We start from the raw sequence: 21,529 nt of genomic DNA on the forward strand, positions 1-21,529 counted from the left end.
TCAGCCTTCCGCCTGGGCCTGCTGCTGCGCCTGCTCGGGCACCGTCATGGCAAGCAGGCTGCCCGGCGCGGCCGGGGCTGTGCCGCGGCGCACGACGAGGTTGCTGAAGAACTCCTCCAGAGCCACCTGCGCCTCGGAGTTCTGCGGCTCGAAACTGGCCTTGCCGAGCAGGACGCCACGCAGCACCCAGCCGGGGCCGGCGACGAGCCAGGTGCGCGAGACGTGCATGGCGGGGTTGCCGTTAGGGTCCGTCACGGGCATGGCGCGGCGCACCTCGGTGCCGAAGGGGCCCTTCACCAACTGGATGCGGCCCTTCTGCTGCTGCGTCGCGCGGATGATCTCGGAGCGGATCTCGCCCACCATGGAGGACTTGGCGGGGCCGGCGAACACGCCCACCTCCAGCGCGGACTGGCCGTCGCCCACCAACAGCGACTGCACCTTGTTGGTGTCCTTGTTGACCTGAAGCTGCAGCGTCATGCCCTCGAAGGGGGTCAGCACCAGAGTGCCGAGATCGAGTCGCTGTACCTCATCCGCGTCAGCCTCGAGGTCGACCTCCTCGATGTCGAAGGGGCCCCAGTCGCGGTTGAACTCCGCGTCCCACAGCGCGGCCTGCTCCTCGATGGAGGAGGGCTCGGGCGTCTCCTCGGCGGCTTCGTCGTTCGCCTCGAGGCTCTCGGCGGAGACTTGTGCCCCCTCGTCCTCGACGGCGGCGCGCTTCTTACGTCCGAAAATCACAGAATCTTCCTTCTGGTCTAGGTGCGGGTGAACCCACCAGTGGAACCATACCCACCGGCCCCGCGTGAAGTCTCATCAAGTCCGTCCACCGCGACGAATGTGGCGCGTACCACCGGCATGATCAGCAGTTGCGCGATGCGGTCGCCCGCCGACAACCGGATGGGTTCGTGGGGGTCGAGGTTGATGAGGCACACCTTGATCTCGCCGCGGTATCCGGCATCGATCACGCCGGGCGAGTTGACGACGCTCAGCCCTGCCCGCGCGGCGAGGCCCGAGCGGGGCGTGACCAGCCCGACGTGGCCATCCGGGATGGCGACCGCGACACCCGTGCCCACCAGCACACGCTCCCCCGGCTCCAGCACGACGTCGTGCGACGCCCGCAGATCGGCTCCGGCGTCGCCAGTGTGCGCATAGGCGGGCAACTGTCCGGTTTCCGCAACGGTCTCGATCCTCATCGCGCATCTCCGGTGAGCGCTGCGGTCAGTTCCTGCGGCCTTCGGGTGCTGACGAGCCAGGCGGAGTGCGGGTCAGCGGCGTCGTCGAGTTCGATGCGGACCAGCCCCGAGATGAACGGCCTGGTGAAAAGGAACTCAGTGCGGTCAGCGCCGGGACCCTGCGCCGCACGGGCGTCGTCACCCTCGAAGGGCGTCACGGCGCCGATGTAGCGGCGCTCGAGGCGGTACCTGCCGGCTGTGAATGTCTCCCCGTCCACGGTGAGCCGCGTAGCGCTGTACGCCACCAGCCCGAGAGCCACCCCCACGAACGTCAGCGCGATGATGGTCACTGCCATCCACAACTCGAGGTAGGCGATCACCGCCACGCCGACGCTGGCAACGAACAGCAGGCCGATCACGGCCCACCACAAGGGGATCTGCAGACGTTCCGAGTAGGTCACCGTGACACCTTAACCGGTGGGCATAATGGGGATGGAACTGGTCGACAATGAAAGGAAACCCCATGGCTATGACCGAGAAGATCATGTGGAAGATCTACGCGGGAGCGATCGGTGCCGTCACCACGATCGTGGCTCAGAAGTTGGTCACCAAGCTCTGGGAGGCCTCCACGGGCGACGCTCCCCCGGATCCGAACGATCCGGAGGTGCCGCTGACGCACGCGCTCATCTGGGCGGGCGCCAGCGGCCTGGGTGTGGGCATGACGCAGTTGGTCATGAACCGGTTCGTGCAGCAGCGCTGGATGGCCAATTACAACCACACCGGCCCCGGGAACCTGCGTTCCAAGCTGACCTGAGGCTCAGACACAGTCCACGCAGTAGAACTGTCCGTTCTTCTCCTCAGCCAACTGGGGGCGTGCCTTCACCAGGAAGCACGACGCGCAGGTGAACTCGTTCGACTGCCGGGGCAGCACGCGCACCGTCAACTCCTCATGGGAGAGGTCCGCGCCCGGCAGCTCGAACGATTCGGCCGCCTCCACCTCGTCTTCATCCACCTTGCCGGAGTTCTTATCCGCCCGGCGCGACTTCAACTCTTCGAGCGAATCCTCGCTCATCTCCTCGTCGGTCTTACGGGGAGCGTCGTAATCCGTTGCCATCCGTTGGTGTCCTTTCGTTGCCACGATCGCGCTATGTGTATCACATCTCGCAGCGCCGCGGTATACCGGGTCACGCACCGCGCCGGGCCGGGCCACGCGCTGACCAGCGCAGCCTCCCGCTGACGGCACGCCGACGCTGGTAAGTTGTGATGGAAACACCAGCCAGACTCACGAGGAGCCACATGGACAACTCTCTGACCCCACGGGAGATCCAGACCCGCATCCGCGCGGGCGCCTCCATCGAGGATCTGGTGTCCGAGACAGGAATGTCTGCCGACCGCCTCGAGGCCTTCGCCGGCCCCGTGCTGGCCGAACGCGAGCACGTGGCGCTGTCGGCGCAGAAGGCCACCATCCGTCGCCGCGGGGAGGCCGGCACGCATCGCCGCCTGGGCGAACTCATCGCCGCGCGGCTCCGGTCGAGGAGCATCGACGCAGACGATGTGCAGTGGGACGCCTGGCGCCAACCGGATCTGAAGTGGCGCGTCATCGCCCGGCTGGCCTCGGACGTTGAGGCCGAGGCCCGCGAGGCCGAGTTCGTCTTCGACGCGAAGGGCCGATTCTCCGTGGCCGACAATGCAGATGCCCGCTGGATGATCGGCGAAGAGCCGCGCGACGCTGCCCCGGAGGATGAGAACACCGTCGACTTCCACGACGAGCTCGCCCTGGTGCGGGCCACGCAGCAGCCCGAGGAGTCGCATCCCGGCGACGAGGTGCCCGCCTCAGAGTTGATGCACGAGAGCAACGAGGACACCTCGGAGCTCGACAGCCTCTACGACATGCTCAGTGGCATCAGTGAGGATTCCGTGCGGATCTACACCGGCATCCTCGATGAAGCTGAGGATGACGAGCAGGCCCCTGCTAGTGCCGAACCCGAGGGCTTCGAGGAGATCGAGGTTGTCGAAGAGCTCGAGATCGTCGAGGTCGAGATGACCGACGAGACACCCGAGGCGCAAGCGGCGCCGGAGAAGGACGCGGCCGACGAGGAGGACACCACCGTCCTTGAGGATCGTGCAGAGCCGGAACCGGAGCCGGTTGAGGCCGAGGAGCCTGTACAGGAACCGCTCGTGGAAGCCGCCGAAGAGCCGGTGAAGCCCCCGCGGAAGCGTCGCCGCGCGAAGGTCCCCAGCTGGGACGAGATCATGTTCGGCGGCCCCACGAAGTAGCAGCCTCCGTTCCTGTCCCTGAGCGTGCCCCGCGACGAAGGAGCCGAGCACGACGCTTGTGCTGAGCCTGTTCCATCGCGAAGCGCCGGACAGGTCGAAGCAAAGGGCCCTGCAGCCGATCCGACACCCCACCACTACGGGTCTGCTCCGCCGAAGCCGGAGGAAGAAGGACGCGAGTGTTACCCGTGCGCATGCATCGCGACCTTCAGTTGTGACATCCCGGCGTGGCCTCGAAACGCGCGTCCTTCATCCCCCACCCTCGGCTTCAACGCTCCTGCTCTTGGGGCTCGATGCCGAAACCATTGGGGTCCTTGTTGCCGGAGTGTCCGGTGTCGGGGTGCGTTGCTGTCAGGTGGCGTTGTCGGGCAACCAGGGACCTGGGTGGGGTCCGGTGCCGGAGAAGCACTGCCGAGCTGTCACCTCCATCACAAGGAACGCCCCCAGCACCTTCATTCAGGTGCTGGGGACGCTTCAGGGGTTTCGACACGGTCGCGGTCCTCGCAAGCTCGGACGCGACCGGCTCAACCAACCGCTATCGCAGCTCGGGGCCTCCGAACATCACGATGTTGTTGAACACCCACTCGTTGTTCTGCGAGAACACGTAGCCACCCTCAGGCTTCGCAGTGGCCTTGTACACCGTCACGAACGTGTAGGAACGGCAGCCGTTGCGGCCGGTGCTCGCGGTGTCGCACTCGGTCATCCACTTGCGCTGATCCGTGGTCGCGGTCCACTCGCCCTTGTTGGCCAGCGGGTTGGCACCCCAGGCCTCACGGGTCATGAACGGCAGGTAGGTGAGGTTGTTGAACGTCCACCCGTCCTTGCGGACGAACTGGCCGTCCTCGATCACCACGACCGTCGCCCAGATGTCCGTGCGGCACCGCTCGGTCTGCGAATACGGCTCACACTCAGTGTGCCAATCCCGGCCATTGAGGCTCCGATGCAGACCAGGCATCGTGTACGGCGCGGTACGCACATACTTCTTCACCGGCGGCGTCGTGGGTGTCTCCGTCGGCGGGGTGGTCGGATCGTCCGTCGGATCGACCGGTGGGGTCGCCGTCGGCTTCACCGTGGGCTCCTCCGTCGGATCATCCGTGGGGTCGACCGTCGGGGCAACCGCCACGGTCATGGTGAACGAGGCATCAGCGGAGTTGCCGGCCTCGTCGGTCACGGTCACCGTCACCGGGTACGTGCCGGCCTCGGTGGGCGTGCCGGAGATCAGGCCGGTGGCCGGATCGATGGTCACGCCCGCGGGGAGACCCGTGGCCGAGTAGGTGAGATCGGACGAGCGATCGTCGGTGGCCTCCACCTGGAGCGACACTGCGGAACCGACCTGGGCGGCCTGATCAGCGATGGCGTTGATCTCCGGAACGGTGGTGTCCGCGCCACAGGTGGCCGGCGGTGCCCACACCTGGACAACCGGGTCCACCTCGACGGGCTCTTCGTCGGACGTGGCGCGGAACTCAAGCTCGCCGATGGTGGCGAACTGGTTGTCGTCCGCATGGTTCTCCGTGATGACGATCTTCACGTAGCGTGCCGTGTCGGTCAGCTCGAGGTTGGTGGGCGCGGTACCGGCGGGGAGGGTCTTCTCCACCGGCTCCGTCCACGTCTCGCCATCGGTGCTGAACGAGATGGTGAAGTCCGACACCTGCCCGTTGACGTTGTTCTGACGCGGCACCCAGGTGAGCCACTCGAGCTCGTGCTCGGCCCCCAGGTCCACCGTCACGGTGTGCGGCAGCGGCGAGACCGGCGACCAGGCGGAGTGCCAGAACGTGGCGCGGTCGCCGTCGATGATGGCGGCGGCACGGCCGTTCGGGGCAGGCTCGTTGGTGGCCTCCGAGTCAGCGCTGGCGCTGGTGGCCTCGATGGCGACACCGGTGAGAGGCTTGACCGGCGAGTCGACCTCGACGATCTGCTCGATGAAGCGGCCGTCCACGTCGGTGACGCGGAACAGGTACTTGCCTCCGATGGTGCGGTACTTCACCGGCATCGTCAGATGGGCCGTGCCGTCTTCGCTGATCCAGTAGCGTCCCTGGATGGCGGGATCGTCATCCTTGGTGGCGCCTTCCGCGGCGACCTCGATGGGATCCTGGCTGAACTGGATCGTGGCCAGGCTGTTCGGCGTGAAGCCGGACAGATCCGCGACGATGCGCGAGTTGTCCTGGACCGTGGCGTCGGCGTTGAGCACGTTCGCGCCGGGGGCGACGCAGGCGTCGGGAGCCCAAGCGACGGGGGCGGTGTAGCCGGCCTCGACGGCGACCTTGCCGGTCACGACGCGGCCGTCCGAGAACGTCACGGTGGCCTCATAGGTGCCCGCCGCCGCGAAGTTGTGCTCGGCGCCCACTGTGTAGCGGGAACCGGCGTGGAGGTTGGTGCGCTCCTGGCCGGGCGTGAAGGTGGCAGGCACCGGCTCCGATCCGTCACCGAAGTCGACGGTGGCGCTCAGCGGGGCGGTCAGCTCGGAGTTGCTGGTGCCGTCTTCGTCGTTGACGTTGTCCACGGTGATCGAGCGGCCGTCCTCGGAGACGATGGTGCCGGGGGCGACGACGACGGCGGGCTCGACCAGCATCGGCTGGCCGGGGGCCGACTTGGCGTCGGTGCCAGCGGCATCGGTGTCCCACTGGACCTTCGGGGTGTCGTAGAAGTTGCTGCCCTTGGCGAGCAGGCGGGCGCCCATGGGCTCCATGCGCTGGGCGAAGGAGGCATAGTCGCGCTGCGCCTGGGGGGTCCAGCCGATCTCGGCGTGTGACATGGCGCGCGGGAACATCATGAACTCGTTCTGCGTGCCGCGACGGATGGTTTCGGACCACATGGGGCCCTCCATGCCGATGATGTCGGACTCTTCAACCAGCGGCATGTCCGCCGAGGGGGGACGGACCACGGTGAGCGGGTTCCAGTTGTAGTAGTGGTCGATGTCGCCCTGGCCGGCCCAGGTGAGGCCGATCGGGGTGAGCCCGTTGCCGTACTTCATGTCGAGGTACGCGCGGTTGGACATCGAGGTGACCACCTTGGCGCCATCCTGGATGGCCTGGTAGGTGCGCTGCGTGCCGCCCACCCAGTACTGCACGATGTCGCCCTCGGAGAGGCCGGCGTCGGCGAATTCGTTCCAGCCGATGGCCTGCTTGTTCAGGTCGCGGACGATCGGGATGACCTTGCGGACGAACTCCTGGAAATCGGCGTGCGGGGTGGAGTGCGTCTCGTCGCCGCCCACGTGGAGATACGGGCCAGGCGTGATCTCAGCCAACTGGCCGAAGATGTGCTTCAGCGCCACCCAGGTGTGCGGGTTACGCACATCGAGGGTGGACTCGCCCACGTTGCCGTTGTTCTGCTCGACGGTGTTGTCGTAGATCGTCTTGTACGGGCGGGTGGCGTCGGTGTTCAGCTCAGGGAGGGCGTGCAGCATGGCGCCGGTGTGGCCGGGCACGTCGATCTCGGGAACGATCGTGATGTGGCGGTCCGCGGCGTACTGGACGATGTCCCGGTACTGCTCCTGCGTGTAGTAGCCGTTGCGGCCGATCTCCTGCTTGAAGCCGAAGTGCTTGCCGGGCTCGGTCTCGGCCATCGACAGGTTGCCGCCGATGCGGTGCAGGCGGGTGTAGTCGATCTCGTCACCCTGGGCGCGGCCTTCGTTGGTGATCTCGATGCGCCAGCCCTGGTCGTCTGCCAGGTGCAGGTGGATGCGGGAGATCTTCACGGTGGACAGGGTGTCGATGATCTGCTTGAGCTCGTCGATCTCGATGAAGGAGCGGGCCACGTCGATCTGGGTGCCGCGGTGCGCGTAACGCGGGGCGTCCTTGACGGTGACGGCGGGCGCCGCCCACTCGGTGTAGACCGTGTCGGTGCTGTAGATCATCGGCGGGAACAGCTGGCGCAGCGTCTGTGAGGCGTTCCACAGCCCGTGCTCGCCGCTGGCCGTCAGCTCCGCCGATTCGGCGGTGGTGACCAGGTCGTAGGCCTCGGGGTAGCTCTCACCGGGGTTGGCCTCGGCCCATGCGGCGGGCTCGAAGATCGAGTCGTAGCTGGGGTCGAGGTTGAACTTGATGACGTTGGTGTCGCCGGATTCCTGCACGGGCAGGGCGAAGCCGGTGGAGGCGCGCAGCTGGGTGGCCAGCAAGTTGGCCACGTCGAGCGCGTCACCGGTGGCGACGATCGCGGTGTCGGCGTCGAGCACGAACGGCTCGCCGCCGTCCTCCGTGAGCTGGATGGGCAGCGGCACGAGGCTGGTGACGGGCGGCGCCGGCGGCGCGGGCTCCTCACCGTTCCAGACCTCGAACTCGAAGAGGCTCACGCCCCACTTGGCGCCGCTGATCGGGGTGCGGTCGAGCGCCTGCATCCGCACGAAGCTCCAAGCCTCCCCGGCCGTGGCGTCGTTGAACTCCTGCTTGTCCACGGAGAAGCCGGAGGTGGGGCAGGTGGGGGTGATCTCGGCGGTCGCGTCGGTCCAGTTGTCGGCCGCTTCCTTCTTGACCTGGATCTTGTACTTGGCCGCGCAAGCGGCCTCCCACAGGATGTTCACGTGGCTGACGACGGTGGGCTCGTCGAGCTCCACCTGGAGCCAGGCATCGTCTGCGTGGTTGGAGGACCAGCGGGAGCTGGTGTCGCCGTCGGTGGCCATCTCGTAGGTCCAGCGGCCGTCGTCCACCTCGTTGCCGGAGGCGGTCACGGTGGCGCCGGCGCTGGCCAGGGCCACGTTCTCGCCCTCGGCCGCGTGCGTCACCGTGGGCGACCACGTGGCGACCGCGCCAGTCATGGCGAGCGCGAACGCTGACGCCATGGCAGCTAGTCGTCGTGTCTTAGTTCTCAAGCGCATCTTCGCACCTCAAGGATCGGGGCACCACAACCTGCTGTGGCACGGGTCCCACCATCCTCACCGATCAGGCCGGGCAATGCACGACACGGGCGCACAATGACCACGCCCGGTGCGCGAAATTTGTCGCTCAGCCCTGCTCGGTGTCGAACGGCAACGGATCCGGCGACAGCGTGGCCTTTGCCCTTGTCGCGGTCATTCGGCGACGGTGGTGCAGGCGGCACAGCACCTCGTAGCGCACCTCTCCCCCGGCGCCGCCGGCCGCGGTGTCGCCGACGACGACCTGCGAGCCCTCGGTGACCATCAGCCCGTCGACGGTGCGGGCGTTGTGCGTGCCCCGTTCCCCGCACCAGCACAGCGGCCCGAGCGGGAGCATCTCCAGCCGGTCGGCCAACTCGATCAGGCGCTTGGAGCCGGGGAACAGCTGGGTGCGGAAATCGGCCATGATGCCGAAGGCGTAGACGTCGAGCTGGAGCTCGTCGACGATCCGCGCCAGCTGATCCACCTGCTCCGCGGTGTAAAACTGCGCCTCGTCGCACACCAGGTAGTCCACGATCTTGCCGCTGGTCAGCTCGCCGATGATGTAGCGCCAGAAGTCGAACTCCGGCGGCACCTCGATAGCGCGGGCGCTGAGGCCGAGCCTGGAGGTGATGACGCCCTCCCCCGCCCTGTCCTGTGAGCTGAACACCCGCCCGCGGCGGCCGTGTGACGTGTGCACGTAGTCGAGTTGCAGGGCCATGGTGGACTTGCCGCAGTCCATGGGCCCGCTGTGGAAGACAAGTTCAGCCATGTCGCCTCGGCATCCTGATCGCTTCTTCGTAGACCTCGACGTAGGCGCGGGCCATGTCCGCCGGCCGAAGGCGCACATCAACACGTCCATAGCCCGCCCGCAGTGCGTCCAGCCGCCGCGGCTCGGCCAACTCCTGCATCCCCTTGGCCAAAGCCTGCATGTTGGGGGCCACCAGATGGCTGGTCTCTGCGCTCAAGCCGGCGGTCAGTCGGTCGTCGCAGTACAGCACCGGCAACTGGGCAGCACCCGCCTCGAGGATCACCATCGGCTGCACGTCGAAGCGGTAGGAGCCGAGCACCAGCGCGTCCGCCTCCCGGAACTGCTCGGCCACGGCGTCCCTGTCCCGCAGCGCGCCGAGGAAGCTCACCTCTGGCCCCGCCAAAGCCTCGAGCCGGGTCCGCTGGTCCCCGTCGCCCACGATGATCAGCTCGGCGCCGGGGATGGCGGCGCGGTTGAAGGCGCGCACCACGACGTCGAGCCGCTTCTCCTTCGCCAACCGACCGATGCTCAGGAACCGGATCGCGGCGCGCGGGTGGCGGCGTTCCGCCGCCCCTGCGACGAGCGTGTCCATCGAAGCGTTGGGAATCACCCTTCCGAGGATGGGTTGGGCGACGGCAGCCTCGATGTTGTCGAGCATGTACTGCGCGGGGCTGGTCACCGCGTCGACATGGGCCGCGATCCAGCCCAGCGAGCGCCAGTCCATCCGGGAGAAGAAGTTGTTGTTGTCCGGCTCGGAGGTCTTCGGCGGGAAGGTCGAGGAGAACCGCGGCTGACGCTTCGAGGCCATCCCCAGCGCCCGCGTGACGAGCAGTTCGTAGCCCAGCGAGCCGAACGCGGCCTGGAACGGCAGCGTGCTGTGCGTGCCTGCGATGTTGGCGTGGAACGTGTGCACGTGCGGGATCCCCTGCAGCCGTGCCAGGCGCGAGGCCAGCACCAGCGCACCGCGCTCCGTCTGGGAGTGCACGACGTCGAACTCGGCGATCCTGGAAATCAGCTTCGCCCTGCGCTCCGTGGGATACAGGACGCTCAGGTGCGCCGGCAGCCCCTCCTTGTAGATGGTGGGGCAGGCGATGGTACGCACTCCTGCCGGGCGCTGGAGGTGCCGGTCGGGCGCGATCAGCGTGACGTCGTGGCCCATGGCCGAGAGTTCCTCCAGCTGGGTCTGCACGGAGCGCCCGATCCCGCCGGAGGCGGGGAAGAAGTCGTCGATGAGGATGGCGACCCTCAGGCTCATGCGCCACCACCGTGCACCAGCAGCGGCACCTCCATCTCAGCTGCGGTCAGCGACCCGTGCATGCCTACCAGGGTGAACTCGCCGGGGGTCGCGTAGCTCATGGCGGCCCAGGTTCCGGTCATGGCAGCCACCACGTCGCCGATGCGCGCGGCGCTCAGGTTGGACACGTTGGGCCCGAACCACCCTGCCTCGATGGCCTCCGCGCGGCGCAGCACGTGGGCGCGCTCGCCGAGGACGGATTCCCAGGCCCAGGCCAGCGCACGGGCATCCTCGCCGTACACGTGCCGGAAGCGGGGCTCCCCACCCAGGTGCGAGTAGCCCGCCAGCCGAGGTTCGTCCTCGACGATGAGCCGGTCCTCGGCGGGGATGTTGAGCATGCCGTGGTCCCCGGTGATGAGCAGGCAGACCGACGGCGGCAGGGCGCCGATGAGGTGGGCGACGTAGTCGTCGATGGAGGCCAGCCTGTCGAGCCACTGCCAGCTTCCGGCGCCGTAGGCGTGGCCGTCGGCATCCAGCATCCGCTCGTAGAGGTAGACGACCTCGGCGTGCTGGAGCGCGTCGGTGACCAGTCCGGTGACCTCCTCGAGGTCCCCTTCGTTGACGACGGGGTAGAGGTGCGTGCCGGCGAAGGCGACCCTGGTGAGCGCGCTGCCGGCGAACCGCCCGAGCGTCACCGCGGCGCTGGAGCGCCCCTGCGAGGCCAGCCGCTGGAACACGGTGGGCTTCTGGGCGAAGCTCTCCACATCCTCGGGGCCGCCCTCCCAGGACAGCGCGTTGACCACCCGCCCGACGGTGGGCTCGTAGAAGGAGTACCCCATCACCCCATGCTCCCCCGGCGTGGCCCCGCAGCCCAGCGAGGTCAGCGAAGTCGCGGTGGTCGACGGCACCGAGCAGGTCAGCCGCTGCGCGCGCCCCAGCATGGCGCCCATGGTTTCGGCGTGCGAGGCGTGCTCGGTGAGTTGATGCCAGCCGAGCCCGTCGACCAGCAGCACCACGTACTGCCGGGCCTCGGGCAGGTCGACGACGGGGACGCCGCCGTCGAGGCGCGCCACCACGCTGGGCAGCAGGTTGGCCAGCGCGTGGTCCTCGTAGCGGGGATCGACGAAACCCAGCATCAGCCGATCACCTGCTGGAGGCTGGCGCCGAACTCGACGAGCCGGCGCGCGTTGTCGCCGTCGGCGGTGGGGCTCATCCGCACCGTGATGTCATCGGGGGCCAGCACGCCCGTGTAGCCGTGATCCGCCTCGCAGTTGGGGTCTTCGCAGCTCGCGGGGCCCAGGTCGAGCCGGCGGGCGGCGCCCCACACGATCGTCAGCCAGGCCTCGTGCAGGCCGGAGCGCTTCTCCGGATCCGCCATCGCGCGGGTCACCACCACAGAGTCGATCGCGCGCAGCGCCACCACCTCCGAGGTGGCCAGCGCCTCGGCGCGTTCTCCCTCGCCCTCGTCGATGTGGCAGATCTGCAACTGCGACTCGGTGAGCACCAGCACGGTCATGTGCCGGTGCAGCTCGCGGCCGGCGAACGTCGCCTCGTGCTGCACCAGGTAGTCGACCACGGGGCGGCCACCCAGCCCCATCAGCACGGTCTCGGCCACGAGGCTGGGATAGAACCCGCACTCAGCGATCTCGTCGATGAGCTCGGTGGGAAGAGTCTGGTTGTCGGCGGTCACCAGGCCATTCTGGCACGCGGCCGGATAGGTTTGCCCCATGGCCTCCCGACCTTTCATCGCAGCCCGCATCGAGGACCGCTTCAACTCGCTGCTCAACCGCGGCCTCATCCGCCGAGGTTGGCAGGAGTCGATCATCTCCTACACGGGCTACGGCACCAGCGAACAGTTGCGCATCCTCGCCCGAGTCGTACTGCGGCCGCCGGACCAGCTCGGCATCGTCCAGGCGGCGTCCGCGTTGATCTACCGCCGCGGCTGGCGCAACTTCATCAACGCCTCCAAAGGCAACGCCGGAGTCACCGTCGTGATCGGCGACGTGCGGATCCCGGTCCACGCCGACCGCAGCGGCTACGTCGACGTGCGCGTGCGCAACCCCGGGCTGGAGCCCGGGTGGCACTCCGTGACGCTGGAGGGCGACGGCGGGGCTTCGGCGCTGGCCAGCGTGCAGGTCATCGGTGACGACGTGGAATTCGGCATCGTCAGCGACATCGACGACACGATCCTGAGCACCTCGCTGCCCCGCCCGCTCCTGGCGGCATGGAACTCCTTCGTGCTGACCGAACAGGCCCGGCAGGCGGTGGCGGGCATGGCGCGGCTCTACCAGCAACTCCTGGCGAAGTATCCGGGCGCGCCCATCATCTTCATCTCCACCGGCGCTTGGAACACCTTCCCGATGATCCAGCGCTTCACCGCCCGGCACGGCATCCCGCAGGGAGCCATGCTGCTGACCGATTGGGGCCCCACCAACACCGGCTGGTTCCGAAGCGGCCCGGATCACAAGCGACGCTGCCTCCGAGAGCTCGCCCGGGACCTGCCCAACATCAAGTGGCTCCTGGTGGGCGACGACGGCCAGCACGATCCGGACCTGTACGCCGAGTTCGCCAGCCTTCAGCCCGAACACGTGCGCGCCAGGGCCATCCGGCAGCTCACTCCAGGCGAGCACACGCTGGCCCACGGCCTGCCCATGGAGGTCCCAGCCAGCGACGTGCGGTGGGAGCCCGACACGGCGCCGGAGGTGCGTGCACCGGATGGAGACGGTTTGGGCGATAAGCTCTCCAGGTTGCTGTAGAGACACCACGGATACGAGGAGAGCGCCCCATGGCCAAGCGGACGATCGACGACGAACTCAATGAGGAAGAACACATCCTCGACGTCGACGTCACCCAGGAGATGGAGACCAGCTTCCTGGAGTACGCGTACTCGGTCATCTATTCCCGGGCACTGCCCGATGCGCGTGACGGGTTGAAGCCGGTCCAGCGCCGCATCCTCTACTCGATGGACCGCATGGGCGTGCGCCCCAACGTCGGCCACGTCAAGTGCGCCCGCGTGGTGGGCCAGGTGATGGGTCTGCTGCACCCGCACGGCGACACCGCCATCTACGACGCGTTGGTGCGGATGGGCCAGCCGTGGGCCGTGCGCCTGCCGCTGATCGACGGGCACGGCAACTTCGGCTCCCTCGACGCCGGGCCGGCCGCCATGCGCTACACCGAGTGCCGGATGGCCGAGCCCGCCCAGGCCATGACCCGCGGGATCGACGAGGACACCGTCGACTTCAAACCCAACTACGACGGCAAGGAGACCGAGCCGGTCGTCCTGCCAGCCGCCTTCCCGAACCTGCTGGTCAACGGGGCCGCAGGCATCGCGGTGGGCATGGCCACCAACATCGCGCCCCACAACCTCGTAGAGGTCGTCGCCGCCCTCCAGCAACTGCTGAAGAACCCCGACATCGAACTCGATGAGTTGATGCGCCACATCCCGGGCCCGGATTTCCCCACCGGCGGCAAGATCGTGGGCCTCGATGGCATCCGCGACGCCTACGCCACCGGCCGCGGCTCGATGAAGATCCGCGCCACCACCCGCATCGAGAAGGTCACCCCGCGCCGCATGGGCATCGTCGTGACCGAGCTGCCCTACATGGTGGGCCCCGAACGGGTGATCGAACAGATCAAGAAGGGCGTCCAGGACAAGAAGCTCACCGGCATCGCCGATGTGAAGGACCTCACAGACCTGGCCCACGGCACCCGCCTGGTCATCGAGGTCAAGAACGGCATCAACCCCGAGGCGTTGCTGGAGCAGCTGTTCAAGGCCACCAAGCTGGAAGACACCTTCGCGATCAACACCGTCGCGCTGGTCGAGGGCCAGCCCCGCACCCTGACCCTCAAGGAGATGCTCGAGGTCTACCTCGACCATCGCCTCGATGTCACCCTGCGCCGCACCAACCACCGCCTCGCCAAGGCCGAGGAGCGCCTCCACCTGGTGCGCGGCCTGATCATCGCGATCGCCGACATCGACGACGTGATCGCCATCATCCGCTCCTCCGACGACGCGGCCCAGGCCCGCGAACGCCTGATGGGCGCCTTCGACCTGGACGAGACCCAGGCCACCTACATCCTCGACATGCAGCTGCGGCGCCTGACGAAGTTCTCCACCATCGAACTGGAGAAGGAGGCCGACGAACTGGCCTCCACCATCGCCGGGCTGCGCGAGATCATCGACGACCCGGCAGTGCTCCGCAAGCTCGTCGGCACCGAGCTCGCCGCCGTCGCCAAGGAGTTCGGCACCCCCCGCCGCACCGTGCTGCTGGCCTCCTCCGGAGCGCCCGCCCGCGCGACCGCCGCACCCCTCGAGGTCCCCGACGACCCGTGCTGGGTGCTGCTCAGCGGCTCCGGCCTCGTGGCCCGCACCGATGTGCTGGCCCCGCTGCCGACGGAGGGCCGGGCCGCCCACGACGTGGTCGTCGCCAAGGTCAGGGCCACCGCGCAGGGCGAATTCGGCGTGCTCACCAACCATGGCCGCGTCCTGCGCTGTCGCGCCATCGAGCTGCCCACCGTCTCGCTCACCGCGACCGCGGCCAGCCTCCAGGGAGGCAGCCTGGCCCACGAGCTGTGGCCGCTGGAGGCCGGCGAACGCCCGCTGGGGCTGACCACGCTCGATCCCGAGTCCCTCGGCCTGGTGATCGGCACCCGGCAGGGCGTCGTCAAGCGCGTGAAGCCAGATCTACTGGCGCGCGACAGCTGGGAGGTCATCGCGCTCAAGGACGGCGACGAGGTGGTGGGCGCCGTCGAGTTGTCCGACGATTCGAAGCACCTGGCCTTCCTCACCTCGGACGCGCAACTGCTGCACTTCCCCGCCGCCAACGTCCGCCCGCAGGGCCGCACGGGCGGCGGGATGGCCGGCATCAAGCTCGCTTCAGGCGCCTCGGTGGTCTGGTTCGGCGCGGTGGACCCGGCCACGGACGACGTGGTGACCATCTCCGGGGCCTCCTCGTCGCTGCCCGGCACTGAGACCGGTAGTGCCAAGGTGACGCCGTTGTCCGAGTACCCGTCGAAGGGCAGGGCCACCGGCGGCGTCCGCGCCCACCGGTTCCTGAAGGGCGAGGACACGCTCCTGATGGCTGCCGTCGGCCCCCGCCCCGTGGTGGCCGCCGCCGCCAGTGGTTCTCCGGTGGAACTCCCCCAGACCAACGGCCGGCGTGACGGTTCCGGCACGCCCCTGACACAGCCGGTGACCATGCTGGCCGGCAGGGAGCCCGGCGAGGCTCCCCGGACAGCAGAGGCCGAGACCCTCTTCGAGGAGTAGCATTCCGCGCGACGGTAAGGAACCCGCATGAATGATTTCGACGACCTGCTCGCGGCCAACAAGGCCTACGCAGCGGACTTCTCCGACGGCTACTTCGACGGCATCGCCCAGGCGGGCGTGTGCATCGTGACCTGCATGGATTCCCGCATCGAGCCGCTCGGGATGGTGGGCCTGCGCCTGGGAGACGCCAAGATCCTACGCTCACCCGGCGGGCGCGTCACCACGTCGGTCCTCAACGGCTGCGTCCTCAGCGCCCAACTGCTCCAGGTCAACCGGATCATGGTGATCCCCCACACCCGCTGCGCCATGGCCTCGGGCACCGACGAGGATCTCCGCCGCGTCATCTCCGCCAAGACCGGCACGGACACCTCGTGGATCTCGTTCGGCGCCAGCCCCGATCAGGCAAGCCGCCTGCGCGCAGATGTGGACATGATCAGCAACCATCCCCTCATCAAGGGCCACGCCGAGGTGGGCGGCTTCATCTACGACGTCGACACGGGCCTCCTGGAGCAGATCCTCTGACCCAGGGCGGGTAGCCGGCCTACCCCAGGGCCCGGTGGGCGCCCCGGATGTGCGCCTCGCAGCGGTCTGCTGCCACCTCGCCCTCGCCGGCCCGGAGCGCTGCCACGATGCCGGAGTGTTCCTGCACCAACCCCTCCCGCAGCGCGTCCCATCCCGGGATCTGACGCTCGGCCTGCAGGATCTGATCCGCCACCGCCTCGCGGATCGCGATCGTCATGTCGCGGATCAGGCGGTTGTTGCCCATCGCGGCGATCGCCACATGGAAGGCGGTGTCCAGCGCGTTGAACTCGGCCGGGGCCTGGACCTCCGCCATCTGGTCGGCCAACTGCTGTACCTCGTCGAGCCCGTCGCCGCCCACTGCGGCCAACGCGGCGGCCCGTTCCAGCACGACGCGCGTCTCGGTCAACTCTGCGAAGGAGACTGCCTCGAGGGCGACGTGCAGTTTGAGCATGCGCCCGAACGCCACGCCTTGGCCCGTGCCGACGGTGGTCCCGCCCGTGCGCCCGGTTGCGGAGGTCACCACGCCCTGAGCCTGCAGCACCTTGATGGCCTCGCGCACCGCGCTGCGGCTGGCGCCCAACCGGCTGGCGAGCTCGCGTTCGTTGGGCAGCCGCTCGCCAGCGGAGATCCTGCCGGCGAGGATCTCGCCGGTGAGGAAATCGAGCGCGGTCTCGAAGCCACCTGTGGTCATAGCTCCCCATTGTGGCGCATCGTGATTGTGGCGCATCCTGTTGACATCCTCCCCAGGCGGGATTTATGGTCGAACCGTTAACCAATGGTCTGACCATATGAACGACGGAGTTCACAGATGCTCTTGGAGATCTTCCAACCGGACACCAACCCGCTGGGCGCGCAGTGGCTCTCGGCACTGGTGGCCGCCATCCCTGTGGCCGCCATGCTGATCACGCTCGGCGCGCTGCGCTGGAAGGCCCACCTCGCCGGTCCGTTCTCCTGGCTGCTCGCGGTGGTGGTGGCGATCACCGCCTTCGGGATGCCGGTACTCACCGCTCTGGCCACCAGCGCCCACGGCTTCGTCTACGGCCTGTTCCCCATCATCTGGATCCTCCTGACAGCCATCTGGATGTACGAGGTCACGGTCGCCTCGGGCCGGTTCGACGACCTGCGCCGCACCTTCTTTCTCATCTCCGGCGATCCGCGGGTGCTGGGCCTGCTCATCGCCTTCTGCTTCGGCGGCCTCCTCGAGGCTCTCGCCGGCTTCGGCGCCCCCGTCGCCATCACCGCCGCGATGCTGATCGCCATCGGCTTCGCCCCTCTGCGTTCCGCGCTGATCGCGCTGCTGGCCAACACCGTGCCGGTGGCCTTCGGCGCCGTCGGCCTCCCAGTCCTCATGGCAGCCAAGACGGGCGGCTTCGACGACGTGCTGGCGATCTCCCCCATCACCGGACGCATGACGGCCCTGATGTGCCTCGTGGTGCCGTTCCTGCTGCTGGCCGTCATGGACGGCAGGCGCGGTCTCAGGGAGTGCTGGCCCTTCGGCCTGGTCGTGGGCGTCACGTTCGGCGTGGTCAAGTGGATCGTCTCCGCTACCCCGCTGTACAACCTCACCGAGGTCTTCGCCGCCGTGATCAGCGTCGCCGTGGCGATCGGCTTCCTGAAGCTCTGGCATCCTTCGGGCGGCGCCGAGGCCGTGGGTCGCATCGGGGCCAGGATCGACCCCGTCCTGGAGGGCGAACGCCCGGCACCGGCACCGATCACCACGGAAGCCGAGCTGACCGGGCGTCGCATCGGCATGGCCCTGGTGCCCTACCTGCTCGTCATCGCAGTGTTCGGCATCGCCGCGCTGCCCCCCGTCAAGGCGGCCCTGGCCTCCACCGACGTCAGCTTCGGCTGGCCGGGCCTGGGGGAACTCCTCGACGCGGCCGGCAACCCGTCCTCCCATCAGGTCTACACCTTCGCGTGGGCCTCCACGCCCGGCATCCTGCTGGCCCTGGTGGCGATCGCGACCGGGCTGATCTACCGGATGAGTCTGGCCGCGATCTTCCAGGTGTTGTGGATCAACGCCAAGAAGCTACGGTTCGCGATGATCACCATCGGCTCGGTGGTGGCGTTGGCCTACGTGATGGGCGATTCCGGCCAGACCCTGGCGCTCGGGCTGTTCTTCGCCGGCGCGGGCGCTCTGTATCCCTACCTCGCCCCCATCCTCGGCTGGATCGGCACCTACGTGACCGGCTCCGACACGTCGGCCAACATCCTGTTCTCCAGCCTCCAGTCGGGCGTCGGTGCCGAGATCGGCCCCGGCAGCCACCTGGGCACCGAATCCATGCGGGCGCTGCTCGTCGGCTCGAATGCCGCAGGCGGCGTCGTGGGCAAGATGATCTCGCCCCAGTCCCTGACCATCGCCGCCACCGCCATCGGGATCGCCGGCTCCGAATCTGTGATCCTGCGTCGCATCATCGGCTGGAGTTTCGTGCTGCTGGCGCTGCTGTGCCTCCTGTCCGGCCTCATGTCCACCCCCGTCCTCTCCTGGCTGCTCCCTTGAGCTGAAAGGCACCATGCCATGACCACCATCCACGTGGCGCTGTTCGCCACCTGCATCACCGACACCATGAAGCCGTCGGTACCGATCGCCACCGTCAAGCTGCTCGAGCGGCTGGGCTGTCGCGTCTCGTTCCCAGAGCGGCAGACCTGCTGCGGGCAGATCATGACCAACACCGGGTACTGGGACGAGGCGGTGCCCACGGTGCGCAACTACGTGAGTTCCTTCGAGACCTTCGACTACATCGTCGCCCCCTCCGGATCCTGCGTCGGCTCTGTCCGGGAGCAGCACCCCCTGCTTGCCCGCCACGCCGGCGACTCCGGTCTCGAGAAGGAGGCCACCGCCACGGCCGCGAGGACCTATGAACTCAGCGAGTTCCTCGTGGACGTGCTCGGCGTCACGGATGTGGGCGCCTACTTCCCGCATCGCGTCACCTACCATCCCACCTGTCACTCCATGCGCATCGCCAAGGTGGGCGACCGCCCGCTGCAACTGCTGCGGGGGGTTCGGGGCATCGACCTCATCGACCTGCCCAAGGCCGAAGAGTGCTGCGGCTTCGGCGGCACCTTTTCCCTGAAGAACCCGGACGTCTCCATCGCCATGGCCACCGACAAGGCCCGCCATGTGCGCACCACCGGGGCCGAGTACCTCGTGGCCGGGGACCACGCCTGCCTGATGAACATCGGTGGGGTTCTCCACCGTGGCCGTGCCGGCGTCAAGACCATCCACCTGGCCGAGATCCTGGCCAGCACCGAGGAGGATCAGCGATGACCACCACCCGACGCACCCCCGAGCCCGGCACCTGGTTGGGGATCCCCGCCTTCCCCCAGGCGGCCAAGGCGAGCCTGCAGAATGCAGAACAGCGAAAGAACCTGGCACACGCCACTTCCACGATCCGGGCAAAGCGCGTCGTGCGCGCCTCCGAGGTACCCGACTGGGAAGAGTTGCGCACCGCCGCGGCCCAGATCAAGGACCGCGTCGCCCGCCACCTGGACCACTACCTCCAGCAGGCGGAGGCAGCCATGACCGCTGCCGGCGTCACAGTGCACTGGGCCCGCGACGCGGCGGACGCCAACCGCATCGTCGCAGACATCGCCAAGGCCAAGGGCGTCGACGAGGTGGTCAAGATCAAATCCATGGTCACTCAGGAGATCGACCTAAACGAGCACCTCGAGGCTGAGGGCATCGCCGCCTGGGAGACCGACCTGGCCGAGCTGATCGTGCAGCTCGGGCACGACCTGCCCAGCCACATCCTGGTGCCGGCCATCCACCGCAACCGCTCCGAGGTGCGCGAGATCTTCGCCGGGGAGATGGGCCGCTACGGCCGTCCTGCCCCCGAGCCCATCTCCGACGATCCGCCTGAGCTCGCCGAGGCCGCCCGCCTCCACCTGCGGGAGAAGTTCCTGCGCGCGAAGATGGCGGTCTCCGGCGGCAACTTCATCGTCGCCGACACCGGCACCCTGGTGATCGTCGAATCCGAAGGCAACGGTCGGATGTGCCTGACCCTCCCGGAGACGCTCGTCTCGGTGGTGGGCATCGAGAAGGTGCTGCCCACCCTGGAGGACCTGGAGGTCTTCCTGAAGCTGCTGCCCCGCTCTTCCACCGGCGAGCGCATGAACCCCTACACCTCCCTGTGGACCGGCGTCACGCCGGGCGACGGCCCCCAGGACCTGCACGTCATCCTGCTCGACAACGGCCGCACCAACGTGCTGGCCGACCCCGACGGGCGTGCCGCCCTGCGCTGCATCAGGTGCTCCGCCTGTCTGAACATCTGCCCCGTCTACGAGCGGGTCGGCGGCCATGCCTACGGCTCCCCCTACCCCGGCCCCATCGGGGCGATCCTCGGCCCCCAGCTACGCGGCATGGACGAGCCGAACGACCGCGCCCTGCCGTTCGCCTCCAGCCTCTGCGGCGCCTGCAACGAGGTGTGCCCGGTGAAGATCCCCTTCACCGACATCCTGGTGCATCTCCGGCACAAGGCCGTCGAACACAAGACCGCCAAACACCCCACCGGCGAGCAGGCCCTGATGAAGACAGCAGGCTGGGTGATGTCTGAAGGCACACACCTATCGACCGTGCAGAAGGGCAGCACCCTCGCCGGCAAGGCGCTACGCGGCAAGTGGCTCGGCCCGCTGCCCATCCCTCTGGCCTCCCGCTGGCTCCAGGCCCGCGACGTCGAGGCCCCACCCGCCCAGACCTTCCGCCAGTGGTGGAAGAAGAACCACGAAGGAGACGGCAAGTGAGCGCACGCGAAGAGGTGCTGGCCCGCATCCGCCGGGCCACGCAGGATGTCACCGAGACAGATCCGGAGCTCGACGTGCCCGTCGACTGGGTCTACGGCCGCCCGCTGGGCACCGCCGACGTGATCGCGGATTTCGTGGAGAAGGTGGAGGACTACCGCGCCGCCGTCCGCCGCTGCCCGGAGCCCGAGGCCGCGGCCACGATCATCGAGGCGCTCCATGCACTCGACGCCGCCAGCGTCGTGGTCCCCGACGGCCTGCCGGACACATGGGTGGCAGCCCTGGCCGATGCCGGCTTCACCCTCCACCGCGACGACCCCCAACTCACGCATGCCGAACTCAACGCCATCGACGCGGTGGTCACCACCAGCGCGGTCGGCATGGCGGATTCGGGCACCATCGCGCTTGACCACGGCGCAGGCCAGGGCCGCAGGGCCCTCACCCTGCTGCCGGACCGCCACATCTGCGTGGTCCGCGAGGACCAGGTTGTCAGCGACGTGCCGGAGGGCATCGCGCGGCTGGCGCCGGCCCTCCGGGAGCGCCGCCCCGTCACCTGGCTGAGTGGAGGCTCGGCCACCAGCGACATCGAACTGAGCCGCGTCGAGGGCGTCCACGGCCCCCGCCACCTGTCCGTGGTCCTCGTAGGGCCGGTCACCTCAGCATGAAGGCGTGGCCGGGGTCGAGGTATGCAAGTAGGCGCCCCGACCCCGGCCCATGCCCAAGTTGTTGTTGCCAGACGTGGCCATGACCG

Annotated in this window: 19 protein-coding genes; 9 read left to right on the forward strand and 10 right to left on the reverse strand. The window is 68.3% G+C overall.

What is annotated here, in order from left to right:
• The 3 genes from BN1186_RS12450 to BN1186_RS12460 are packed head-to-tail and all read right to left on the reverse strand — an operon-like array spanning position 1 to position 1,630.
• Positions 1–735 (reverse strand): DUF3710 domain-containing protein, encoded by a 735-nt coding sequence (locus BN1186_RS12450; RefSeq protein WP_052460136.1) that lies wholly within the window; start codon positions 733–735, stop codon positions 1–3.
• Between the two features lie 17 nt (positions 736–752).
• A complete protein-coding gene (gene dut / locus BN1186_RS12455; RefSeq protein ID WP_040284348.1) occupies positions 753–1,190 on the reverse strand; it encodes a dUTP diphosphatase in 438 nt (145 codons plus the stop codon).
• Complete coding sequence (locus tag BN1186_RS12460; protein ID WP_040284349.1) at positions 1,187–1,630, reverse strand: DUF3093 domain-containing protein; 444 nt, start codon at positions 1,628–1,630, stop codon at positions 1,187–1,189. Before BN1186_RS12460 ends, dut begins: the two co-directional genes overlap by 4 nt.
• 62 nt (positions 1,631–1,692) lie before the next feature.
• On the opposite strand from BN1186_RS12460, the gene BN1186_RS12465 reads away from it, so the two are divergent.
• Positions 1,693–1,983 (forward strand): DUF4235 domain-containing protein, encoded by a 291-nt coding sequence (locus tag BN1186_RS12465; RefSeq protein ID WP_040284350.1) that lies wholly within the window; start codon positions 1,693–1,695, stop codon positions 1,981–1,983.
• A 3-nt stretch (positions 1,984–1,986) separates the two neighbouring features.
• On the opposite strand, the gene BN1186_RS12470 is transcribed toward BN1186_RS12465, so the two are convergent.
• Positions 1,987–2,283: a DUF4193 domain-containing protein gene (locus tag BN1186_RS12470; protein ID WP_040284351.1), complete on the reverse strand. Its 297-nt coding sequence runs from the start codon at positions 2,281–2,283 to the stop codon at positions 1,987–1,989.
• Between the two features lie 182 nt (positions 2,284–2,465).
• Between BN1186_RS12470 and sepH the strand changes: the two genes are divergently transcribed.
• Positions 2,466–3,446, forward strand: a complete 981-nt coding sequence (sepH, locus tag BN1186_RS12475; RefSeq protein WP_040284352.1) for a septation protein SepH — start codon at positions 2,466–2,468, stop codon at positions 3,444–3,446.
• Between the two features lie 532 nt (positions 3,447–3,978).
• Here sepH and BN1186_RS12480 read toward each other — a convergent pair.
• From BN1186_RS12480 to BN1186_RS12500, 5 genes are all read right to left on the reverse strand, one after another.
• On the reverse strand, positions 3,979–8,217 hold the full coding sequence (locus BN1186_RS12480; protein WP_052460138.1) for a family 20 glycosylhydrolase: 4,239 nt from the start codon (positions 8,215–8,217) through the stop codon (positions 3,979–3,981).
• A 163-nt stretch (positions 8,218–8,380) separates the two neighbouring features.
• Positions 8,381–9,040 (reverse strand): thymidine kinase, encoded by a 660-nt coding sequence (locus tag BN1186_RS12485; RefSeq protein WP_040284353.1) that lies wholly within the window; start codon positions 9,038–9,040, stop codon positions 8,381–8,383.
• Entirely contained in the window at positions 9,033–10,274 is a 1,242-nt protein-coding gene (locus tag BN1186_RS12490; protein WP_040284354.1) for a glycosyltransferase, read from the reverse strand. Before BN1186_RS12490 ends, BN1186_RS12485 begins: the two co-directional genes overlap by 8 nt.
• Positions 10,271–11,389 (reverse strand): alkaline phosphatase family protein, encoded by a 1,119-nt coding sequence (locus tag BN1186_RS12495; RefSeq protein WP_040284355.1) that lies wholly within the window; start codon positions 11,387–11,389, stop codon positions 10,271–10,273. Before BN1186_RS12495 ends, BN1186_RS12490 begins: the two co-directional genes overlap by 4 nt.
• Positions 11,389–11,943, reverse strand: a complete 555-nt coding sequence (locus tag BN1186_RS12500) for a DUF5998 family protein (RefSeq protein ID WP_052460139.1) — start codon at positions 11,941–11,943, stop codon at positions 11,389–11,391. Before BN1186_RS12500 ends, BN1186_RS12495 begins: the two co-directional genes overlap by 1 nt.
• A gap of 37 nt (positions 11,944–11,980) precedes the next feature.
• Between BN1186_RS12500 and BN1186_RS12505 the strand changes: the two genes are divergently transcribed.
• From BN1186_RS12505 to BN1186_RS12515, 3 genes are read left to right on the forward strand one after another with little or no spacing between them, the layout of a single operon-like run.
• Positions 11,981–13,009, forward strand: a complete 1,029-nt coding sequence (locus BN1186_RS12505) for an App1 family protein phosphatidate phosphatase (RefSeq protein WP_040284356.1) — start codon at positions 11,981–11,983, stop codon at positions 13,007–13,009.
• 29 nt (positions 13,010–13,038) lie between these two features.
• The gene (locus BN1186_RS12510) at positions 13,039–15,519 is read left to right on the forward strand and encodes a DNA gyrase/topoisomerase IV subunit A (protein ID WP_052460140.1); all 2,481 of its coding nucleotides are present in this window, start codon (positions 13,039–13,041) and stop codon (positions 15,517–15,519) included.
• A gap of 27 nt (positions 15,520–15,546) precedes the next feature.
• The gene (locus BN1186_RS12515) at positions 15,547–16,041 is read left to right on the forward strand and encodes a beta-class carbonic anhydrase (protein WP_040284357.1); all 495 of its coding nucleotides are present in this window, start codon (positions 15,547–15,549) and stop codon (positions 16,039–16,041) included.
• 19 nt (positions 16,042–16,060) lie between these two features.
• Here the strand turns inward: BN1186_RS12515 and BN1186_RS12520 are convergent, their stop codons facing one another.
• The gene (locus BN1186_RS12520) at positions 16,061–16,732 is read right to left on the reverse strand and encodes a FadR/GntR family transcriptional regulator (protein ID WP_052460141.1); all 672 of its coding nucleotides are present in this window, start codon (positions 16,730–16,732) and stop codon (positions 16,061–16,063) included.
• Positions 16,733–16,849: 117 nt separating this feature from the next.
• On the opposite strand from BN1186_RS12520, the gene BN1186_RS12525 reads away from it, so the two are divergent.
• From BN1186_RS12525 to BN1186_RS12540, 4 genes are read left to right on the forward strand one after another with little or no spacing between them, the layout of a single operon-like run.
• Positions 16,850–18,541, forward strand: a complete 1,692-nt coding sequence (locus BN1186_RS12525) for an L-lactate permease (protein WP_040284358.1) — start codon at positions 16,850–16,852, stop codon at positions 18,539–18,541.
• 18 nt (positions 18,542–18,559) lie between these two features.
• Entirely contained in the window at positions 18,560–19,309 is a 750-nt protein-coding gene (locus tag BN1186_RS12530; RefSeq protein ID WP_052460142.1) for a (Fe-S)-binding protein, read from the forward strand.
• The gene (locus tag BN1186_RS12535) at positions 19,306–20,781 is read left to right on the forward strand and encodes a LutB/LldF family L-lactate oxidation iron-sulfur protein (RefSeq protein ID WP_040284359.1); all 1,476 of its coding nucleotides are present in this window, start codon (positions 19,306–19,308) and stop codon (positions 20,779–20,781) included. Before BN1186_RS12530 ends, BN1186_RS12535 begins: the two co-directional genes overlap by 4 nt.
• A complete protein-coding gene (locus BN1186_RS12540; protein ID WP_040284360.1) occupies positions 20,778–21,443 on the forward strand; it encodes a LutC/YkgG family protein in 666 nt (221 codons plus the stop codon). Before BN1186_RS12535 ends, BN1186_RS12540 begins: the two co-directional genes overlap by 4 nt.
• Positions 21,444–21,529 lie beyond the last annotated feature (86 nt).

The organism is Tessaracoccus massiliensis (assembly GCF_000826065.2).
Lineage (GTDB): Bacteria > Actinomycetota > Actinomycetes > Propionibacteriales > Propionibacteriaceae > Arachnia > Arachnia massiliensis_A.

Bases quoted from the DNA above. Each gene is read 5' to 3' on its own strand.
- dut (WP_040284348.1), bottom strand. From the start codon at position 1,190: ATGAGGATCGAGACCGTTGCGGAAACCGGACAGTTGCCCGCCTATGCG.
- BN1186_RS12465 (WP_040284350.1), top strand. From the start codon at position 1,693: ATGGCTATGACCGAGAAGATCATGTGGAAGATCTACGCGGGAGCGATC.
- BN1186_RS12470 (WP_040284351.1), bottom strand. From the start codon at position 2,283: ATGGCAACGGATTACGACGCTCCCCGTAAGACCGACGAGGAGATGAGC.
- sepH (WP_040284352.1), top strand. From the start codon at position 2,466: ATGGACAACTCTCTGACCCCACGGGAGATCCAGACCCGCATCCGCGCG.
- BN1186_RS12480 (WP_052460138.1), bottom strand. From the start codon at position 8,217: ATGGCGTCAGCGTTCGCGCTCGCCATGACTGGCGCGGTCGCCACGTGG.
- BN1186_RS12485 (WP_040284353.1), bottom strand. From the start codon at position 9,040: ATGGCTGAACTTGTCTTCCACAGCGGGCCCATGGACTGCGGCAAGTCC.
- BN1186_RS12490 (WP_040284354.1), bottom strand. From the start codon at position 10,274: ATGAGCCTGAGGGTCGCCATCCTCATCGACGACTTCTTCCCCGCCTCC.
- BN1186_RS12495 (WP_040284355.1), bottom strand. From the start codon at position 11,389: ATGCTGGGTTTCGTCGATCCCCGCTACGAGGACCACGCGCTGGCCAAC.
- BN1186_RS12505 (WP_040284356.1), top strand. From the start codon at position 11,981: ATGGCCTCCCGACCTTTCATCGCAGCCCGCATCGAGGACCGCTTCAAC.
- BN1186_RS12510 (WP_052460140.1), top strand. From the start codon at position 13,039: ATGGCCAAGCGGACGATCGACGACGAACTCAATGAGGAAGAACACATC.
- BN1186_RS12515 (WP_040284357.1), top strand. From the start codon at position 15,547: ATGAATGATTTCGACGACCTGCTCGCGGCCAACAAGGCCTACGCAGCG.
- BN1186_RS12520 (WP_052460141.1), bottom strand. From the start codon at position 16,732: ATGACCACAGGTGGCTTCGAGACCGCGCTCGATTTCCTCACCGGCGAG.
- BN1186_RS12525 (WP_040284358.1), top strand. From the start codon at position 16,850: ATGCTCTTGGAGATCTTCCAACCGGACACCAACCCGCTGGGCGCGCAG.
- BN1186_RS12530 (WP_052460142.1), top strand. From the start codon at position 18,560: ATGACCACCATCCACGTGGCGCTGTTCGCCACCTGCATCACCGACACC.
- BN1186_RS12535 (WP_040284359.1), top strand. From the start codon at position 19,306: ATGACCACCACCCGACGCACCCCCGAGCCCGGCACCTGGTTGGGGATC.